Raw genomic sequence first — 18,526 nt, 5'->3', positions numbered from 1 at the left:
GTCAAAGCTAAGAAAAAACTTGGTTTATATATTACCCATAATAATGATTGGCGTTATATTTGGTGGATTCACCTTAATTCAACCAGCAAACAGCATAAGGTTGGATGTCAATCCAAGCATAGAGATCATCACAAATCGTCTCAATCGAGTGGTTGAAATCAAACCACTTAATATTGATGCAGAGAGATTGCTGGAAAACTTCGATCTTGAGGATAAATCACTTGAAGGCACTGTAAATGATTTGGTAGATTTAATGATTTTAACAGGATATATTTCTGGCGGAAAGGATAATACGGTAACTTTAACGGTAAAAGACGAGAATACAGATTCAAAGCTGGTAGATAAAGTGAACGAGGCCATCAAGGCTATGCTGGAAAACAAACAAATTGAAGCAAAGATAATCAAACAGACGATAGATGATTCCTTGACTGAGAGATCTTTTGAAGATGAAGATAATGATGACGACGCTTCAGAGGACAGAATGCCAATAGATATTATTAGTAAAGAGCAGGCTGAGAGAATTGCACTATCTAAAGTAGATGGTCAGTTAATTGAAACTGAGTTAGATGATGATGATCTGGAATACGAGATTCATATAGTTAAAGATGGGTTAGAATATGAGTTGAAAATTAATGCAGAAACCGGAGCAGTTACAAAGCAGGAAGTTGAAGATAAGGATGACGAACAAGAGATCGATATTGAGGATGATATCGACGTAGTGTCAATGTCCACTCCAAAACAGCCTAAACAAGATTCCAGACCATCAGAACAGGACACAAAACAACCTATAAGCGATTCAAAAGCTAAAGAAATAGCATTGAATCTTGTAAGCGGCCAAATAGTTGAATTGGACTTCGATGATGATGACAAGGAGTATGAGGTAAAAATTGTTGGCAATGGTATAGAATATGAGATAAAAATCAATGCATTTACAGGTGAGGTTATCGAGTTTGAATCAGATGATGCAGATGATGATTATGAAGAGTGGCTCGATGATGACAGGGATGATTCTGTAGACTACGATGATAACGATGACGAAGATGACGAAGATGACGAAGATGACGATGATGAATACGATGATGAATACGACGATGAAGATGATGACGATGACGATGAAGATGAGAGAGATTAATGTATGATATAATGCCAATATCATATTGTTTATAACAATAAGTACCGGGAAGGAAATAATGTCCTTCCCGGTTTCTCTTTGCCTTTAATAGTGCTGAGAAGAACTTAGGGTTTCTAAATATCAAGCTAAAGTGATATAATATTAAACATAATATTCCTAATAGGGATCGGGGAGGAATACATATGAATTACAGCGAAGTAAGGGAAAAAGCAAAGGAGATAATGTCTCCAAACTGCCTTGTGTGTAAGGAATGCAATGGTGTTGCCTGCAGGGGATGGGTACCTGGAGTTGGAGCAAAGTGGACAGGAAATTCATTTATCAGGAGCTTCAACTACATTAATGAAGTAAAAGTGGTAATGGATACCATCTATGAAGGTAAAGGTCAGGATATATCCATAGAGCTTTTCGATAAAAAGTTTTCAGCTCCAATTTTTGTAGCTCCGATAGGCGGAATGGACATAAACTACGGTGGGAAGCTGTCGGAGGAGGAATACCACAGAAGAACCTTAACGGGAGCAAAAGCCGCAGGAATAGCTGCATTTACAGGAGACGGAGCTAATGACGACTATTTCAATTCACCATTGAAGCCTTTGAAGGAGGTAGGTGGATGGGGTATACCTACTCTTAAACCTTGGTCTCAGGAAAAGATATTTGAGAAAATAAAAATAGTTGAAGATCTTAATGTACTTGCTCTTGCTATGGATATAGATTCTGCAGGCTTAGTCCATCTGGCAGCATCAGGCAAACCTGTTTATTCAAAGACTGTAGACGATCTAAAGGCAATAGTTGATTCAACAAAGCTGCCCTTTATAATAAAAGGTATAATGAGCAGCAAAGGCGCTGAAAAGGCTGTCCAGTCAGGAGCATACGGGATAGTTGTGTCAAATCATGGAGGCAGGGTTCTGGACAATACTCCTGCTACAACTGAAATGCTGCCTGAAATTAGAAAGGCTGTTGGAAATAGGATAAAGATATTTGTAGACGGCGGTATCCGAACCGGAGCTGACATATTTAAATCTCTTGCTCTAGGCGCAGATGCCGTTTTGATTGGCAGGACCTTTACCATATCAGCTTTCGGCGGAGGAGCAGATGGAGTTCAGCTCTACACCGAAAAGCTTATGACGGAACTAAGAGATACCATGCTAATGACAGGATGCTCTACTCTTGAGGATATATCCATAGATAAGATAAGATTCTAAAAAAGGCGGGCCACTGTAAACGGCCTGTCTGACTACACTACCTGGAGAAATATAATGACCTATTTCAGTTATCTGTTTATCAACGTTATATTGCCAATTTTCTTGATCATAACTGCCGGTGCAGTTGTAAACACAATATTCCACATAGATATAAAGTCTTTGACTAAGCTTCAGTTTTATATACTGATACCATGCATGCTGTTCGTCAAGGTTTACGAAAGTGAGCTTAGCAGCGAGATAATTTTGACCACTGCAATCGTCACAGTAAGTGCATTGCTTGTTCTTGTAACTTTTTCAACGATTATTGCTAGAATAAGAAAATACTCAAAGTCAGAATCAAGCGTATTTATCAATTCATCAACCTATTATAATGCGGGGAATTTCAGTCTGCCATTGGTCCAGCTTCTATTTAACGATCCAGTTGCAGTTTCAGTCCAAGCTATCGTAATGATGGCTCATAACATAGTTTTTTTTACAGTTGGGATTTTTACAGCCGGATCAGGCAACAGGGGAGCAAAGGACGCATTTTTATATGTTCTTAAGATGCCTCTGATATATGTTATATCAGGAGCGTTTGCAATGAAGTCTTCAGGAATAATAATACCTTCCCCAATATGGGGTTCCATAAACATATTGGCGTCTGGGTATATGGCAATTGCTCTTCTAACATTAGGAGCACAGCTTTCGGAAACAAAATTTGCAATAAGCAACGTTAGGCTTTATCTTTCAAACTTCATAAGACTTCTCATATCACCAGTCGTGGGTTATCTTATAGTTACACTTTTAGGTGTACAAGGGATGCTGGCGCGAATACTTGTGATCGGGCTTGGAGCGCCTACTGCAGTAAATGTCGTACTATCATCCATTGAACTTGATAATGAGCCAGAGTTCGCGTCACAGGCGGTTTTCACATCGACTATACTAAGTATGATAACAATAAACCTGGTCATTATGGCAGCCTTCGCTTTAATACCAGCTTAGTTACCCAGTTGAAAAATGAGAAGCGCGGTAGTACAATCCCATTATAGGTATATCCTAAAGGAGGTGAGAGGATGGAAAGAATCAAATACATACAAAGGGATCCAAACAGTTCTATCATGCTTGATGCAAGTAATATCGGCAATGATTCAGCCGTGAAGCACACGGAGTATATTTTGACTGAAGAAAATGGGAAGCTGATTCTCACTCCATCCATCCATTCGCTTTCGAGACTTTATATAGAACCAACATCGGCATGTAACCTTAACTGCGTTACCTGCATAAGGAGGACATGGAGCGAAACACCAGGCTTCATGGAAATGTCGATCTTTAATGCATTGGTTAGCCAGCTTAAGGAGTTTTCATCAGTTGAATCGATAATGTTTGGTGGATTCGGTGAGCCGATGCATCATCCTGAGATATACAATATGATAGCTGCCTTAAAGTCTCATGGACTTAAGGTGGAGATGACCACTAATGGTACTATGCTGAATAGAGAAAGCTTCGAAAAGCTATTTGCATCAGGATTGGATACCCTATGGGTCTCTATTGACAGCACTGAGACCTCGACCTTCAATGCTATTAGAGAAGGAGCTGATTTTGGCGGCATCCATGACAGCCTTAAGCTGTTCAAAAGAATGAACCAGGACAGTGACAGAAAAATGACCCTTGGTATAGCTTTTGTTGCAACGAAGGATAATGTAAATGAGCTATCAAATTTAAGAAGCTTTGCAGCAAGCATCTGGGCAGAAAAAATATCTGTGAGCAATGTTATTCCTTATGACAGAGAGATGGAAAGCAAGATGCTTTGCAGAAAGGTACTCTTCAAGCCGTTGGCTTACACAAAGGCAGAAGAGGAAAGGATAGGCTTCAAAGAGATAATAATCCCTGAGATAAGCCTCCCAAGGATAGATTATAATGAGACTACAAAAGATGCCCTACACGATATCAGAGGATCAATGATGAAGGTAAAACTTCTAAACGAGAGCTTTAAAGCATATGATGACCACTGCCGATTCATCAACGACCGGATATCCTTTATAAGATGGGATGGAATGGTCTCTCCATGTATGGGGTTGCTTCATTCATACACCACATTCTTGAATGGCAATGAACGCAGAATGAATGAATACACACTAGGAAACATAAAAGAAAAAACTCTGAAGAATATTTGGGATAGCAGTGGGTACAGAGAGTTTAGAGAAAACGTGTATAGATTTGAGTTTTCACCCTGTGTCTTATGTGGAGGGTGCAAGGATATAAATTCAAACGAAACAGACTGCAGAACTGACGGTTCACCAGTTTGCGGAGGATGTCTCTGGGCTCAGGGAGTAATACAATGTCCGTAGTAACAGTTGCTGGTGTGGCTCAGAGGTAGAGCAGCGCACTCGTAATGCGCAGGTCTGTGGTTGTTGATAAGGTAGTATAAAGTTAATATAATAAATACGAGGGTGGAAACCCCGCCCTCGCATACATGCTGGCATAGCTCAGTCGGTAGAGCAGCTGATTCGTAATCAGCAGGTCGGGTGTTCAAGTCACCTTGCCAGCTCCATTTAAGAGAAAATCCTTAGAATCATGATGGTTCTAAGGATTTTTTACTGTTTACTTTTTTACAGTGAAAACCTCATTTTTGAATGGCAGTTTCGGACATTCATACAGTTCCTGCGGAATTGCGCTTGTGACAATCAGGCCGCGCATTTTAAGGTATTTCAAAAGCTCAGTTTCGGACAGGCTTGATATGCCATCAGATATAAGGCTTCCTATGACTAAGTCCTCAAAAGTGTCGTAAAGGCTATCATTAGGGACAATTAAGCCTCTTTGATAACGCCGATCACGAATCTGCGGCGATATGATACGAAAACCCGTATCGTATTCAGTGATTATAGACTCCAAAAGGAAGCCATTCCATTTGTATGAGCACTTCGGGAACGATTCATAATCGAATATACTGTTGAAAGCAAAATACCCTGATTTACTGACAAGTCCATGCAGCAAGTCTGAAATTGAATTAATCAGCGATTGCGACACGCCGAAATAAGTCTTTCGTACATAATCATTTTCTGATACTCGAATAAAATCTTTTTCTAATTCGGAGAAGATGGAATATACCGTACCTCCTGCCCATCCAAGCGCGACGGCAAGACGGTTGTATTTTTCGTAATTTAAATCGGTTTCACAATGGAGCAGAACCTGTGCAATATTGGCCGCCGATATTTCCTGCACCGGGAAGTCCTTAGAAAGGATATGTGGTCTTTTGAATCGGTAATCACCTTCAAAGAGACATGATGCTACATAGTACAAATTTTGAGGATTGGCTATATTGTTTCTCGAAAGAAATTCTTTACAGGTGTCTTTTACTGCCGTGAATAGCAGGGCATCACTCGAATAACCGCTATGTAATTCATTTTGAGTCTTTATCGCGTCAGAGAGTATCGCTCGTTCTTCATCTGTTATTTTTATATTGTCTATGTGATTAAATTCATTATAGTCCCATTGAATAACCTCTGGCAGCCGCATCACGGAAAATGCGATAACAAAATCATTTATGCCGGGAATTGATTGCTTAATCTCTGCTTTGGTCATAGCACGGCCATTTTCAAGAAGGAGCTGACTCAAACGGTCATCGATATCCTGCCTGAGCTCGCCGGCTTTGGACATTAAGTCTCTTTCGTATGCAAATTCATTCGGATACAGACATTTAAGCATCCCATGCAGAAAATTCGGGTTATCAATATTCGTCTCTGCCAGGAAACGTCCTTGGAAATGTGAAAACAGTTCAGAATAATAAAACGAAGTCTGAGGGCTGTTTTTGATAAATCTGTAAATCTCCTCAAATAAAGAAACGCTGTATATAGCTTTCTCAATAGGACAATATCGCCCGCGGCCTGAGAGAATTAATTTTGAAGCATCACGAGTCATCCCGGCAGTTAATGCCCTATTATTAGGAGGCAGGGGTACTCCGTGATAATGTTTGGCTATGACCTGCCTAAGCAAGCGCATATCCTCATTATCTTCATCAGAATCTAGTTTGATATCAAGCCTGAAGAATTTACGAACAGCATCGTGACAGACAATTGCATACGGCTGAGCACCCTTCGTGACATAATCGCCGTAAAAACGGTATTTGTTATGTACAAGGAAATTCATAATATCTGAAGCATCAAAATAATCCAGATTATGCTTTTTAAGCTCAGATTCAATTAGTTCGAGATTATCATAAAAATTAATGCCTTCTCCGATGATTTCATCCGTATATTCTTTGAGCCTGCCCTTGATGTCAGCGCCGCATACAGAAGCCTTTATGAAGCTGTCGGAAAACTTGATATAGCGAACATATTCAGACTCCTGCAGAACAAGTTTACAATACATGGCTGACTCTTCAGAGCGGAAAAGGTTAATGAGATCTGTAAAGGAAAAGGCAGCCTTATCTGTTGAAAGCAGAACGCCTGCAGCTAATTCGGCAATGCCTGTAAGCTTACGGCACGTTTTAGCAAGGATTTGCCGCACTCTTTCGCGAGTTACCTGCAATTCTTTTCCGATTTCCTCCAACGTCGCTCCAGTACAACGCTTTGCCAAACTAATCTTCGCGCTGTCTTTAAGAGCTTCAACAGCGTCAGTAAAATGCTGAGTTACCGGAATAGAAAAGTAACTGTCAATCATACGGGCGAAAGAATATTCCTGCGGGGTCAGCTTCCGGTCACAAAGGTCACCGACAATAAAAAGATTGTTTCTTTGGAATAAATCAAGCCCTTGTTCAGACAGACCGATATTATGAAGCAAGGGAATAGGAATCGGCTTATTTTCAGAAGCGATGTTTTCAAGATAATACAGTTTGGATGAATCTGTTTCCGGCAATGATACTGTTTCTCGGAAAGCCAGAATCTCATGGAAGGTTTTCGCTCCCATGTTTCTGATGCGCATTAAATCCTCCTCGCCCAAGGATAATAGCTCCTCGAGTGAAGTGATTCCAGAGCGCATCAAACAGTTCCGCGCTCTTACAGATAGCGGAAGATGGTCTATCGAGTTTGAAAAATAAACTGCTTCACCAGTATTGGAGTTGACCGCTGAAGAAGGAGAGCTGATAAAATCATGATACACTTTTCTGAGATTCTCAGCCGAAACGATACCAAGCCCTTTTAGATTTGCAGCGTTATCAAAATCTGCCTCTGTAAGCTGGCTCATGAGTGATTTTCCGTCGGCAGAGCATTTTACAATAAAGGGTGCGCTTCGCGGCACGCTGAAATAGACATCGGTTATTAAGGCATCTTTTATTTTAACAGCTTGCTGTGACAGGTTATCGTTCTCATCAACATGCGTATCAGCATCGCCGATATCAGTATTTCCAACGGATTCTATCACATCTTCAAAAACGGGTGCTGCAGTGCTTGAGGTTTCTTCGGCAGTTAAAGAAGTCACATAGCAGAGAGAAAAAAGCTGCTTAGCTTCTAAAATCAGGGCTTCTGAAACTCCAGGCACAAACAGCAATTCATCGAAATCAAAGCGCGCTAAAGCGTCAAGAGTGAAAAAGCCTCGCTCTTTAAGGTAATACAGTATTTTCTCGAACCGTTCATCACTGTAAAGAGTTAAGATCGACTCTAACATCAGACGCCAATTTCCTTTCGGCTAAGAAGCCTTCATGCTTCTTGCTTTCTCAAGTATTTTATCATGGATTTTCGATTCCGGCAGACAATCCAAAATATATGTTCCGCCGAGGAGATTAAGATATTTTGATAATTCTCCGACAGTATCGGTATTGATGAGGCATCCTTCCTCTCTGGCTGTTAAGAGTGCAGATAAAAATGCCTTCGTAATAATGGGACTGTTTGACGTATTGCGTTCAAGTATGTGCATGATATAGTCAGCGTTTTCACAGACAAAACGAGTAAGCTCATAAGGGTCTTTCCGGGACGGGTCATGCGTCAGACGTCCTATCCACCATAAACGCGCAATAGCATTTCTTGTTAGAGAACGTCTTGCGCCGAAACCAAAGAAAAAATGCTGCTTTACGCTATCAATAGTGCAGTTTGAAACCATATCCCATCTGTACTGAGTATATTTCCAGAAATGGTTTATGCACAATCCTGCCCAAAGCCGTTCGTCTGAAGCTTGAGAGCCTGACAGAAAACTAAGACTGTTATAAACACGCTGCACATTTTCAAACTCAGTCAAGAACGGCTTATCTTGAGACATATCAAGAGAGAAATCGTCAACAGAGTACTTGGTTTCAATAAAAGGAGAACGGCCAAAATATTCTGTAATCCATTCTGCATCAGGCAACGAGAACTTGGTATATAGCTTGCTTAGATTGCTTTTAAGCGCAAACAGGCTGTCATCTTCTAAGAAAGTAAGTTTCATTCATCTTCCTCCTCGCTGGTATTTCCGTATCCGCTCGATAGCGTCTGCAGGGCATCTGAAAGAGGGACATTTATTAATTTCTGTGCTGTTTCAAGCATGTTGCGTTCAGAAAACTGTTCACTTTCGATGTCACAGCTGAATTTGCTGGCCAATGACTTTTTTACAGCCCGATACCATGCGTATGAACTATATTCATATCTTTCGGAGGGCTCCCTTTTTGATACCTCTTCAAGCACATATGTAAGTGCTGGTATTACTACTAAAGAATTAAGAACCGATTGGATCAGCGGCTGGCCTTTTAAGCTTTTGAAGTTGAAAAACTCCCGTTCCGGCAATTTGATAACTATTTTTTTATAGTTAAAGTCAACAACCATACCTAATGCCAATTCATCGTCATTTTTAATTATGCTGAAAACTGACGGAGTGTTTGATAAATCGCTGATATCCTTATCAACATTGATATTTACCTGTTTTCCAACAGCCATTACGCAGCCTTCTTCAATTGCAAACTTAAAGCCACGGTAGTCTTCGTGAAAATTTGGATTTACATATTCCGAAATCTCTGTTTCGGCGACAATGAACGGACAGACCTGCAGTCTGCCGCTGATCATTTTATTGACGATACCGTATGAAAGCTCGTTCTTCTCAGTTGATACTGCCACTCGGTATCCTGTCTGGGCACATTCTAGATGATAGACAATTTTCGCTTTTCCGGAAGACAGTAAATCTGATATTCCTGAATTATTTACTTCCGCAAGGAAGTCCAGGCGGATGTTATAGCCATCTCTTACCGGGGTAACAACCGTATCAAAATTACTGTCTACATAATCATCAGAATAGTATGACAGCACTGGGTAAGGATAAAGCTTAGGCCTTATTTCCATATGCTTTTACCTCCATAGAGCAGTAATCATGATAATCAATAGTAACTTTAAGGCGAACGGGAGTATTGGCGGTAAACGACAACCCTGAAATGCGGTTCTCATCTACGGTTAACGGCGGCTGCCCCATGCCTATAGCCGAGATAATCGGTGCGTTATAATCTTGTGATTCTGCGGAAAGAAATAAATCAAACCGTCCGTTTTCCGCAGAAGAAGTAGGTACAAATGTTATGGAATACTCACCGGCATCTTTGTTAAGGCAGACGACCCTGATTTTTGAGGTAGTGATGCCTACAAGTGATTTGTGGTGTTCTTTTGGGTTTTCGCCGTGCCCCTCGCCGTCAGATGAACCGCCGCCGGAGCCGCCGGAACTATCGTTGCCATCATTGTGTCCGGCACCCGAATCAGTGTCTTCTTCGACGATATCTCCCTGTTCATCATCTGTCGTGGTTTCATCTCCATCAGTAAACACGCTCGTCTTGGTGTTGCTGCGCGGTGGAATGGTCACCTCAATCGCCTTAATGGTATCAGGAAGCGACTCAGTTTCGTGTGCATCTTCACCGGAATCCATGTCGCCTTCATCAGGCAGATATTCCCCCACATCTGGGTCAATCTCATCAACATCGCTGTCCTGCTTCAATTTTTCCAGACAATCTTTTATGTAGTCAACTAATTCCTTGATGTAGGCGCGTGCATAGGGGACTTGGCTCTTAGGCTCCATGCGCTCAGGTTCCCATTTTGTATGCTGAGGATTTTCGAGATTGCGTAGGAAGTCATTTATCTTTTCGCCTTCAATAAGCATTACTCCGGCAAAAGGAATAATGCCGGAAATGTTGCCGCGATCCATGATTTTCATTCCGGTTTTTCTAATCATAGCGACTTTTCGGTGCATTTCGACCTGATGCTTGTCCGATTGAATTATAAGACCTAAGCGCACAGTCCCGTGATTTTTGAAGTCGACCTCATACCAAACGGTATCGTCAGAAGTTAAAACTGTATAGTATTTATCCGCATTTTCCGAAAGTGAGGTTTGGTATTCTGCAATCAGCGCTGAGAGCGTATCTTTATCTATTACGACATCGGAGACCCTTACTACAAGTTTGCCGGTATAGATGGCATATAAAAATCCATCAAGCACGGAAGTGATAATGCTGTCTTTCCAATCTGTTGAATAAAAACGAAACCCAGCTATAAATATATCTGTTCCTGTCTGATTCTTTTCGCGTCTGAAATGAGGGTCGAGTTTAAGCTGCGAATATACAGGCTGATTATTGTCATCGCCATAGTAACCAACACCTACTGTAATATCATCGTCATCTGTGCGAAAACTGGTTATTCTCGATATGCCTTGAAAAGCTGTAACATTTTCTATATCCAGCGTACTATAAAAAACGGTTCGAAATTCAGAACAGGCATAAGGGGCAAATTTGCCTATACCAAATGACCCGCCTGATGTTCCTGCTTTATCTGATGCTCCTGATGATTTGGTTAAATTGCACCAGGGGGTATTGTATTCGCTTTTTGAACCCTTGAGCCCTGTAGTGTTAAAATCACTTATTCTAAGGAATGGAATGCTCCCTGATTCCAGCATCTTAATAGCACGCTCAAAAAAGTCAGTAGCTTTCTTTACTGATTGGACACTCCAAAAGTCCAAGGAAGCCCTAAATGCTTTTTCAAGTGATTCCGCATCAGGGAATTCGCCGATATCAAGGGCAAAGGGCATAAGCTCCACTTCCACAGTTTTTCCTTCGAGTGCCGCATCAAGGGAGTTCTGACATATTTCACGAGCCAGCGATTTCAGGGGAGTTCCTTGAAAAGTTTCGACACCTGAATTACCGATACCGTTAATATCACCTTTGTTATTCGATGGAAACGACCATCTCATTGCACTACCTCCTATTCAAGCGTAAAACGGGTACTTTTCTTGCTCTCAATTTTGTTGAATTTTTTACGAGCCTCTTTAAGCTCATTTTCAATTGCAGAAAAAATCTTATCGATATCCCCGGAGGTATACTCATAAGCGGAGGCGTTGGAGCAGTTTCCGAGCAGCTGAATCATATCGATGATTTTGTTTGTGCGAGCCTCAACAATTCTAACGAATTTCTCGCGCTTTGTTTCCTGAGTCCCCATTTTATTCACTCCTTTCCAAGTGTAAAAATATTCTATCGCAAAATGGCGCACTCTGTCAATGATAATTTGTAATATACGAAAAATACAGATAACATTTTCAAAATGTTATCTGTATTTTTGAAATGTACGTGCCGTATTATTCTCTATTTATCGTCCAATGGCAAATATTTTAAAACATTTTCAGCGATAGCTTTTGCCATTAGTGGAGGAACGGCGTTGCCAACCTGTTGATACTGTGAATCCTTTGTGCCTTCAAAAATAAAACGATCTGGGAAAGATTGCAGCCGGGCAGCTTCTCTTACAGTAATTGCTCTGTCCAGTTTCGGATGAATCCACATGGATTTTCTTACATTAACAACAGTGCCAGAGTATTTTTTGCTGTCTAACCTTAAATAAATAGTGTTTTGTGTGCGTTCCGGCTTCTCATATGAACCGATGAGATTTTTCGGAAGTTTATGAAAGTTCTCGCCCTCTTTTAGCGCTTTGAAACGTTCTAAGGCTTCGGGTGTTGTTTCTGTGGCTATATTATTAAACAGCAAACCGTTATGTCTTAATGAACGAGCGTATTCTGAAATGGGCAAATCAGCTTCCGCATAATCAATACCGTGCTCTTCTCTGCTGTATGAAACATCGCAATTCTGAAGATCGGAAATTGCATCTTCAACTGTGATAAAAGGTATGTCAGCGGACTCCGATAGCAACGAAATCTCGTGTTCCCCAGCAATATCAGAACGAATTCCAATTCTTATATAGCGAAGCCTTTCCTGAGGAACACCAAACCAGCGTGCATTTACTGTTGTCCCTGTTTGTTTATAGTCATCTCCTAATACGGCATTTATATAATCAAGGACTGAATAGGAATGAACATGGGCAATTGTATGCTGGGTGTTTGCTTTGTGCTCAAATCTGTGCAATATACTATTGCAATAAATTTCCTGTGCGGTTAGCAAGGCTTTCTGGTATTCAATAAGCTCTGATAACTGTTCTGAATATGAAGAAATGCCCTGTGTACGGGTAAGAGAATCTTGTATGACTCTTAAGCGCACGGCATTATACTGGATATATACTGAATCCGGAATATCAGTCAAATATCTTTCGATTTGGTTTATTATTGAAATATCGTTTTTTTCTATGTATTTTTTCAACCGGGCTTCAGACCCTTTGTTTTTACATAAAGTATGCAACGATGTATATAGCCTCTCAGGAAGCAGGGCTAAGGTTAACTGTTCATGATCCTGAACAAGAGGCAGTATGTCAATGCCATGAATTTCGTGCTTCGACAGCGCAATGGTATCTTCTCTTAACGCTATTCCGAGTCGTTCAATTTCCTCATGGTCATCTGCCGTATCATAAAACCTATGGACATCAGACTGAAGCATATTTACATTTTCCATAACAAAGGCTAAAGGCTTGATTTCACGGATTGCTCGGAAATACTCTTTTACTAAAGAATTGTTCAGGCAGACAACAGAACTTTTCTGTCTGTTGGCGTTTGAGAAGCCCTGACATGGCGGTCCGCCGATGACAATGTCAATGCCGCCGAGATCTGTACTTAATTCGGCGAAGTTACAGCCGACCACATTTGGTATCATGCGGACTTTACCATGATTTCTTAAATACGTCCTCTGAGCATTAGGATTATTCTCCGCCGCTGCAACTATATGAAATTTGCCTGTTTGTGCGAAACCCCAGCTTAGACCTCCGGCGCCCGCAAACAAATCGAGTGTTTTCAGCATATCATTTTTCTCCTGAAAAGAGTGTTATTTTCTCATACAGCTGTCTCAGCGTCTGCTGAGATATATCTTTTTTAAGCTCACATTCCCAGACCGTAATAACCCGCCAGCCTGATTGTTCCAGGCACCTTCTGTTCGCTTCATCTCGTTCACGATTGGCTTGCAGTTTTGGTATCCAGTAATCAGCGTTGCTTTGAGGAAGCACTGATTGCTTGCAACCGTCATGCATATGCCAGAAGCATCCGTTTACAAAAACCATAACCTTATATTTTGGCAGAACGATATCTGGTTTTCCAGGGTATCGTTTATCATTTTTCCTGTATCGCAGTCCACGAGAAAAAAGGTATTTCCTCACAATCTCTTCGCAGCTACTGTTTACTGCTCGGATTCTCGACATATTGAAACTTCTGGTTTCCTTGGAATGGTTATCTGGCATATATCCCCCATAAAACAGAAAATCAGTGCATCAGCGGTCTTTAGCTCCTCCGCTGCGCACCCATTCATCTATTTCATCAGTCTTGAATTTCCATAGCTTTCCGACTTTAGCGGATGGCAATCCCTTTTTTTCAATCCAGTTAAGAACCGTCTGTCGGGTAACTCCGAGATATTTACAAGCTTCTTTGAGAGAAATCCACCGTTCCTCATTGATGTTCTCCATATAACCTCTCCTTGAGCAGAATAACCCTAAAAATATAATACTGCAAAAGTTATAAAATATCAACTACTATTGTAAATTTATATACATTTGCGTATAGACTTCGCACCTGCTTGATGGTATTGTGTCATGCTGAAGGGAGGTAGTTGAAATGAAGAAAAAAACTGCCGGAATAGCCATAATCGCCCGTGTCGCTCTGTGTGCCGCTGTGTGGCCTTGGAGCGCCGAAGTCGAGGATTTACCCGCCGAGCCGGTGAAAACCGCCATAAGCGCCGAAATTGAGGCTCGGTCAGAAGAAACACCGCATATTATTATCTCTGATGATATGCATACCCCTACATCAGAGGATGTCGCAGAAAGCGAACCGCAAATAACAGAGATAACAGCAGTAGAAAAAACAGAACCAGCACCGAAGCCTGTGTCAAAATCCACACCAGCCTCCGCCGAACCAAAGCCAGGAGGTAGAACAGTCATTGACGGCAAGCCACATATATGGTTACCGGGCTTCGGGTGGATAGTCGACGAGGGCGGTGGAAGCGTCGGAACAATGGTCGGCAACCCAGGCGACGAGCTCACCGGTAACAAAGTTGGCATCCTGGGCGGCGCGACTGTCGGCAGCGACGGCGATATCAATAAGCAGGTCGGGATAATGGGCGGCGGTACAGTTGCCGAGGATATTTATGAGAACGGTCATAAAATCGGAATTATGGGCAGCGATGGATCTGCACCAAGCAGCACATCACCTCCGGCATACGCAGATCCGGAGATTACGGGTGATGTCATATACACCGAGCTTCAGCCGCCAGTAACAAAAGATAGCACTCCTCCGGCATATAAACCAAACGGAGAGCCATATAATCCATAAAACTTACGAGGAAGCACACTCAGCCAGTTAGACCAAGTGTGCTTCCTTTTCTGTTCAGGAACGCAGGGCTCTGAAGCTATGAGTTACATCTCCGAGTGTTCAGCTTCGGGGTATATAGTACGCTGTGAGTGCATATTTCACATCTTCTCATAAATCTGTTTAAGCTCCAAGCCGGTGATTTCACCGGCTTCCGCTTTGTCCTTATACTCCAAAGCCAGGGCGACAGCGGCGTTCCATTCGTCAGTGGAGAGCTTACCCCTTGCGTGTCGGGTCTTAAACTTGTTATATACTCTGTCGTACTCAAGGCGGGCGGGTGTTTTACCTTCTTTGCGCGCTTCCTTTTTGTGAGCCCCGACCTTCCGGCAGGTCTTCTCTTTTTCGCCCGGCGCAATATTGTTGCAATAGCATGTGTCGTATCCGCTGCTTAAGAGGAAAAAGTGTTTGCAGTTGTGGCAGCGGCGAGGGGCATTGCCGTTCATCAACCCTCTGAAAAAATCTGTGTGCAGGAATGAAGCGATGGATGTAAATACCAGCCTCTCGGCTATGATATATTTTTTCTCATCATCCGGACTCGGCATGGTGTTGTACTCAATCATGGCTTCGCGCGTTTGCATAAACATATACTCCGGAATAGGCGGCAGGAGTGAAGCCATCACCCTCTGCGCCTCTTTGTCAGAAAAGAATTTGTAGACGCCGAAAGCATAATGCTCTGCATTCCGCTTTTTCAGATTTTCAAAATAGTGATCTAGCATTTTTGTTATATAAAAACGAAAGCCGATAATCTCATCGGGAATCCTGCAAATGTTATTTATAAATCTGGCATAAATCTGATACTCTCGTGTCGTCGGTATGATTAAACGTTGAAATTCATCGGGGAAATCCCTAAACGCAATGGTCAGCGTGTTGTGCGTTAACTTGCTGTCTATATTCAGATGTTCATACAGCGGAAAGGTTAATACGGCGTCCTGATACTCGTTCAGTTTGTCCTGCACGGCGGTGACAAGAGCGAGATCTTTTTTTATGTTCGGGTCAAAGAAATGCTTAGCCATAAAATCAAGAGTCTCCGATGCCTTGCGCCGGAAGGTAAGCAGACGGTCATCGGCGACATTCAATACTTTCGTTGAAACCTGTCCGACAGGCAGGTTCTTGTCATCGAAGATTACACGGTCATTCCAGAAATGCACCGTGAACTCCTGTATCTTATTTTCCTTATCGCTGATAGGTCTGGTCTCTATCGCCATGTTCTTCTCACCCTCTTGTATCCGATAGATTTTCGCAATGTACCTGACATAACTCCGATCTCTTGTGCTGAAAAATCGTCTCTGTTATATTGATTGTATCCGATAAAAAAATATTAGTCAATCGGATACAAAAGAAAGGAGGTCACTATGTCACAGAACAAGCTAATCACAATGGACGCCGGAACGCTGCTCACAACCCCCCTGCCGCCGATGCGGTTCATCGCCAGCCAGCTCATCCCCCAGGGACTGCACATCCTTGCGGGAGCGCCGAAAATCGGTAAGTCGTGGCTGGCTCTGCAAATCTGTCTGCGGGTAGCGTCGGGTGAAACGCTGTGGAATTTTCCCGTTACGAGCGGGACTGTTCTCTATCTCTGTCTGGAGGACAGCTTCAGCAGGATACAGAACCGGCTGTTCGACATCACGGATGAAGCGCCGGATAATCTGCGTTTCGCAACAATGTCGGCGGTCATCGGCGAAGGTTTGGAAAATCAGACTGAGGATTTTCTGAAATTCTATCCCGATACGGTGCTTATTGTCATCGACACGCTCCAGAGGATACGGAAAGCGAGTACCGACGCCAACCCTTACGCCAGCGACTACCGCGACATCGGTATTTTGAAACAGCTGGCGGACAAGCATCGGATTGCAATCCTGCTCATCCACCATCTGCGTAAGATGAACGACGACGATCCCATGAATATGATTTCCGGCACGACAGGAATAAGCGGAGCGACGGATTCAAACTTCGTTCTGAAAAAAGACAAGCGCAGCGGGAACGCCGCCACGCTCTACTGTGTTGGTCGGGATATTGAATATCGGGAGCTGCAGTTGGAGTTTAATAGAGCGGCGCATGTTTGGAATCTGCTGTCCGACAGCATCACGGACGATTCGCAGCCGAGCGACGAAATTATTATTCATCTCTCTGCTGTTATGGAGCCTCTCCTTTCGTTCACGGGAACGGCGACAGATCTGGCAGGCAAGATTGAAAAAATGTGCGGAGCAGTTATTCTACCCAACGTCCTCATCAAGAAAATGATCCGCAATCAGGCGGAGCTTTCTGAGCAGGGTATCACATTTGAGATGAAGCGCACCCACGACAGAAAAGAAATCAGCATCCAATATGAGCGCGTCGGCTGCGTCGGTAATGACGGCAAAACAGATACAGCGTCAGTATCAAATTTGTCGACGCACCCGTCGCAGCCGACGCAAGGAGAAGAAATGTAACCAAGTTGGCTCACTTTGTATGCTGCCGTTACCGTACCTGAGAAAAGTGATCCATCTTGGCTCACTTTGCGGGCGTAGTCACCGAATTCGGAAAAAGTGATCCGCATGGCTCACTTTAATGTTCAGGATTGTTTCAGCCAAGAATCCTGCCAGCGGACAAAAGCTATAATCGGCATCAGCGAAAAATATACCAAATCGGGGGTGAACCATGGGGTCGAAAACCATGCAGGTTAAAGGCGCGTGGTCGGTGATGGTACCCCGCGCCGCAAACACCGCCCCGCAATGCAGGGCGGGGACGGTACCTTTTAGGTGTCGGTGATTGCCGTTTGGTACCTTCAAAAGTGTCAGTAAAAATGAGTAATCCGGAAATGTCCGCAGTATTACGGCATTCAGCCTGGGGTTGCAGGTACACGTTAAGCGGTACCTCCCTCAAAAACCAAACAGGAAGGAGAAAACCATGTTAGAACAAAGAATCAAGACAGGGCTGGCCATAACGCAGAAACATCTGTCTCTCTGTGATGAAAATCTCCGGAAAGCGGAGGTTAGTTCCCGCAATGCTTTCGTCGAAAAAGCTATCGAATACTACGCCGGATACTTAAATGCAGAGCAGAATTCAAGGTATTTTGAAAGCGCATTTGCTACCAAAGCACAGCAAAAGGTTGAGCAAATTGGGAAATCTCTTGGCACGGGACAGTTCAAAATTGCCGTCGAGCTGGCGCTGATTTCACACATTTTAGCGTCTCAAGCCAAGATATCGGGAGAAGATTTCCGGCGTCTTCGTGATAAATGCGAGTATGACATCAGGCGTTTGGAAGGTGTCCAGAAATTTGAAGATGCATATAAATTTCAGCACAGCGAGGACGTGTAGCTGTCAATATTTATGACAAGGAGGCTCACTATGCCATTTTTATTCAAAGGAGATTTCAGGGTCAACAGCACGATTATAGGCGGGGTTCAGTATGTCACCTTCAGCTTTTTCGATGGGGAAAAGCTCATTTTTGACAAGGTTGGCGACCTTATACAGCAGTCCTTTCGGGCAACCGAAGCCGGTAAAATTCCGAACAAAAAATCGGAGAATTGTATAGCTATTGAAACGGATTGATGGTATTGTGTGTTGCTGAAAGAGAGGTGTT

17 protein-coding genes and 1 tRNA gene are annotated in these 18,526 nt (G+C 42.7%); 9 read left to right on the top strand and 9 right to left on the bottom strand.

Going from position 1 to position 18,526, the window contains the following annotated elements:
- Positions 1 to 43: 43 nt before the first annotated feature.
- The 5 genes from AC4PHB_RS07920 to AC4PHB_RS07900 all read left to right on the top strand — a co-directional run bounded on the left by AC4PHB_RS07920 (position 44) and on the right by AC4PHB_RS07900 (position 4,861).
- Positions 44 to 1,132, top strand: a complete 1,089-nt coding sequence (locus tag AC4PHB_RS07920; protein WP_492135912.1) for a PepSY domain-containing protein — start codon at positions 44 to 46, stop codon at positions 1,130 to 1,132.
- A 182-nt stretch (positions 1,133 to 1,314) separates the two neighbouring features.
- Entirely contained in the window at positions 1,315 to 2,331 is a 1,017-nt protein-coding gene (locus AC4PHB_RS07915) for an alpha-hydroxy-acid oxidizing protein (protein WP_492135911.1), read from the top strand.
- Positions 2,332 to 2,385: 54 nt separating this feature from the next.
- Positions 2,386 to 3,312 carry an AEC family transporter gene (locus AC4PHB_RS07910; protein WP_492135910.1) on the top strand — a complete coding sequence of 309 codons (927 nt, stop codon included), beginning with the start codon at positions 2,386 to 2,388 and terminating at the stop codon, positions 3,310 to 3,312.
- Positions 3,313 to 3,383: 71 nt separating this feature from the next.
- Positions 3,384 to 4,658, top strand: coding sequence for a radical SAM protein (locus AC4PHB_RS07905; protein WP_492135909.1), 1,275 nt, complete (start codon positions 3,384 to 3,386; stop codon positions 4,656 to 4,658).
- Between the two features lie 127 nt (positions 4,659 to 4,785).
- Positions 4,786 to 4,861 (top strand) — tRNA-Thr (locus AC4PHB_RS07900).
- Between the two features lie 50 nt (positions 4,862 to 4,911).
- On the opposite strand, the gene AC4PHB_RS07895 is transcribed toward AC4PHB_RS07900, so the two are convergent.
- The 8 genes from AC4PHB_RS07895 to AC4PHB_RS07860 form a co-directional block, all read right to left on the bottom strand.
- Entirely contained in the window at positions 4,912 to 7,911 is a 3,000-nt protein-coding gene (locus AC4PHB_RS07895; RefSeq protein WP_492135908.1) for a DNA-directed RNA polymerase subunit alpha C-terminal domain-containing protein, read from the bottom strand.
- Positions 7,912 to 7,932: 21 nt separating this feature from the next.
- On the bottom strand, positions 7,933 to 8,664 hold the full coding sequence (locus tag AC4PHB_RS07890) for a DUF6339 family protein (protein ID WP_492135907.1): 732 nt from the start codon (positions 8,662 to 8,664) through the stop codon (positions 7,933 to 7,935).
- The gene (locus AC4PHB_RS07885) at positions 8,661 to 9,548 is read right to left on the bottom strand and encodes a hypothetical protein (protein WP_492135906.1); all 888 of its coding nucleotides are present in this window, start codon (positions 9,546 to 9,548) and stop codon (positions 8,661 to 8,663) included. The genes AC4PHB_RS07890 and AC4PHB_RS07885 overlap by 4 nt, the downstream gene beginning before the upstream one ends.
- The gene (locus AC4PHB_RS07880; RefSeq protein ID WP_492135905.1) at positions 9,532 to 11,430 is read right to left on the bottom strand and encodes a hypothetical protein; all 1,899 of its coding nucleotides are present in this window, start codon (positions 11,428 to 11,430) and stop codon (positions 9,532 to 9,534) included. The genes AC4PHB_RS07885 and AC4PHB_RS07880 overlap by 17 nt, the downstream gene beginning before the upstream one ends.
- Before the next feature lie 11 nt (positions 11,431 to 11,441).
- Positions 11,442 to 11,675: a hypothetical protein gene (locus AC4PHB_RS07875; RefSeq protein ID WP_492135904.1), complete on the bottom strand. Its 234-nt coding sequence runs from the start codon at positions 11,673 to 11,675 to the stop codon at positions 11,442 to 11,444.
- 143 nt (positions 11,676 to 11,818) lie between these two features.
- On the bottom strand, positions 11,819 to 13,411 hold the full coding sequence (locus AC4PHB_RS07870; RefSeq protein WP_492135903.1) for a DNA cytosine methyltransferase: 1,593 nt from the start codon (positions 13,409 to 13,411) through the stop codon (positions 11,819 to 11,821).
- 1 nt (position 13,412) lies between these two features.
- On the bottom strand, positions 13,413 to 13,805 hold the full coding sequence (locus AC4PHB_RS07865; RefSeq protein WP_492135902.1) for a very short patch repair endonuclease: 393 nt from the start codon (positions 13,803 to 13,805) through the stop codon (positions 13,413 to 13,415).
- 69 nt (positions 13,806 to 13,874) lie between these two features.
- Positions 13,875 to 14,066, bottom strand: coding sequence for a helix-turn-helix domain-containing protein (locus AC4PHB_RS07860; RefSeq protein ID WP_492135901.1), 192 nt, complete (start codon positions 14,064 to 14,066; stop codon positions 13,875 to 13,877).
- A 250-nt stretch (positions 14,067 to 14,316) separates the two neighbouring features.
- On the opposite strand from AC4PHB_RS07860, the gene AC4PHB_RS07855 reads away from it, so the two are divergent.
- The gene (locus AC4PHB_RS07855; RefSeq protein ID WP_492135900.1) at positions 14,317 to 14,928 is read left to right on the top strand and encodes a hypothetical protein; all 612 of its coding nucleotides are present in this window, start codon (positions 14,317 to 14,319) and stop codon (positions 14,926 to 14,928) included.
- 137 nt (positions 14,929 to 15,065) lie between these two features.
- Here the strand turns inward: AC4PHB_RS07855 and AC4PHB_RS07850 are convergent, their stop codons facing one another.
- Positions 15,066 to 16,169, bottom strand: coding sequence for a DUF6076 domain-containing protein (locus AC4PHB_RS07850; protein ID WP_492135899.1), 1,104 nt, complete (start codon positions 16,167 to 16,169; stop codon positions 15,066 to 15,068).
- Between the two features lie 147 nt (positions 16,170 to 16,316).
- Here AC4PHB_RS07850 and AC4PHB_RS07845 point away from each other — a divergent pair, with 147 nt between their 5' ends.
- The 3 genes from AC4PHB_RS07845 (at position 16,317) to AC4PHB_RS07835 (ending at position 18,495) form a co-directional block, all read left to right on the top strand.
- On the top strand, positions 16,317 to 17,393 hold the full coding sequence (locus AC4PHB_RS07845; protein WP_492135898.1) for an AAA family ATPase: 1,077 nt from the start codon (positions 16,317 to 16,319) through the stop codon (positions 17,391 to 17,393).
- Positions 17,394 to 17,850: 457 nt separating this feature from the next.
- Positions 17,851 to 18,261, top strand: a complete 411-nt coding sequence (locus tag AC4PHB_RS07840; RefSeq protein ID WP_492135897.1) for a hypothetical protein — start codon at positions 17,851 to 17,853, stop codon at positions 18,259 to 18,261.
- 30 nt (positions 18,262 to 18,291) lie between these two features.
- Entirely contained in the window at positions 18,292 to 18,495 is a 204-nt protein-coding gene (locus tag AC4PHB_RS07835) for a hypothetical protein (RefSeq protein ID WP_492135896.1), read from the top strand.
- Positions 18,496 to 18,526: the final 31 nt, after the last annotated feature.

The organism is Gudongella sp. QWL-04 (assembly GCF_058683975.1).
Note: the sequence above shows the minus strand (reverse complement) of the source record. Positions and strands in the feature narration are given on the sequence as shown.

Coding starts and splice junctions, on each gene's coding strand:
- AC4PHB_RS07920 (WP_492135912.1), top strand. CDS start 44: ATGATTGGCGTTATATTTGGTGGATTCACCTTAATTCAACCAGCAAAC.
- AC4PHB_RS07915 (WP_492135911.1), top strand. CDS start 1,315: ATGAATTACAGCGAAGTAAGGGAAAAAGCAAAGGAGATAATGTCTCCA.
- AC4PHB_RS07910 (WP_492135910.1), top strand. CDS start 2,386: ATGACCTATTTCAGTTATCTGTTTATCAACGTTATATTGCCAATTTTC.
- AC4PHB_RS07905 (WP_492135909.1), top strand. CDS start 3,384: ATGGAAAGAATCAAATACATACAAAGGGATCCAAACAGTTCTATCATG.
- AC4PHB_RS07895 (WP_492135908.1), bottom strand. CDS start 7,911: ATGTTAGAGTCGATCTTAACTCTTTACAGTGATGAACGGTTCGAGAAA.
- AC4PHB_RS07890 (WP_492135907.1), bottom strand. CDS start 8,664: ATGAAACTTACTTTCTTAGAAGATGACAGCCTGTTTGCGCTTAAAAGC.
- AC4PHB_RS07885 (WP_492135906.1), bottom strand. CDS start 9,548: ATGGAAATAAGGCCTAAGCTTTATCCTTACCCAGTGCTGTCATACTAT.
- AC4PHB_RS07880 (WP_492135905.1), bottom strand. CDS start 11,430: ATGAGATGGTCGTTTCCATCGAATAACAAAGGTGATATTAACGGTATC.
- AC4PHB_RS07875 (WP_492135904.1), bottom strand. CDS start 11,675: ATGGGGACTCAGGAAACAAAGCGCGAGAAATTCGTTAGAATTGTTGAG.
- AC4PHB_RS07870 (WP_492135903.1), bottom strand. CDS start 13,411: ATGCTGAAAACACTCGATTTGTTTGCGGGCGCCGGAGGTCTAAGCTGG.
- AC4PHB_RS07865 (WP_492135902.1), bottom strand. CDS start 13,805: ATGTCGAGAATCCGAGCAGTAAACAGTAGCTGCGAAGAGATTGTGAGG.
- AC4PHB_RS07860 (WP_492135901.1), bottom strand. CDS start 14,066: ATGGAGAACATCAATGAGGAACGGTGGATTTCTCTCAAAGAAGCTTGT.
- AC4PHB_RS07850 (WP_492135899.1), bottom strand. CDS start 16,169: ATGGCGATAGAGACCAGACCTATCAGCGATAAGGAAAATAAGATACAG.
- AC4PHB_RS07845 (WP_492135898.1), top strand. CDS start 16,317: ATGTCACAGAACAAGCTAATCACAATGGACGCCGGAACGCTGCTCACA.
- AC4PHB_RS07840 (WP_492135897.1), top strand. CDS start 17,851: ATGTTAGAACAAAGAATCAAGACAGGGCTGGCCATAACGCAGAAACAT.
- AC4PHB_RS07835 (WP_492135896.1), top strand. CDS start 18,292: ATGCCATTTTTATTCAAAGGAGATTTCAGGGTCAACAGCACGATTATA.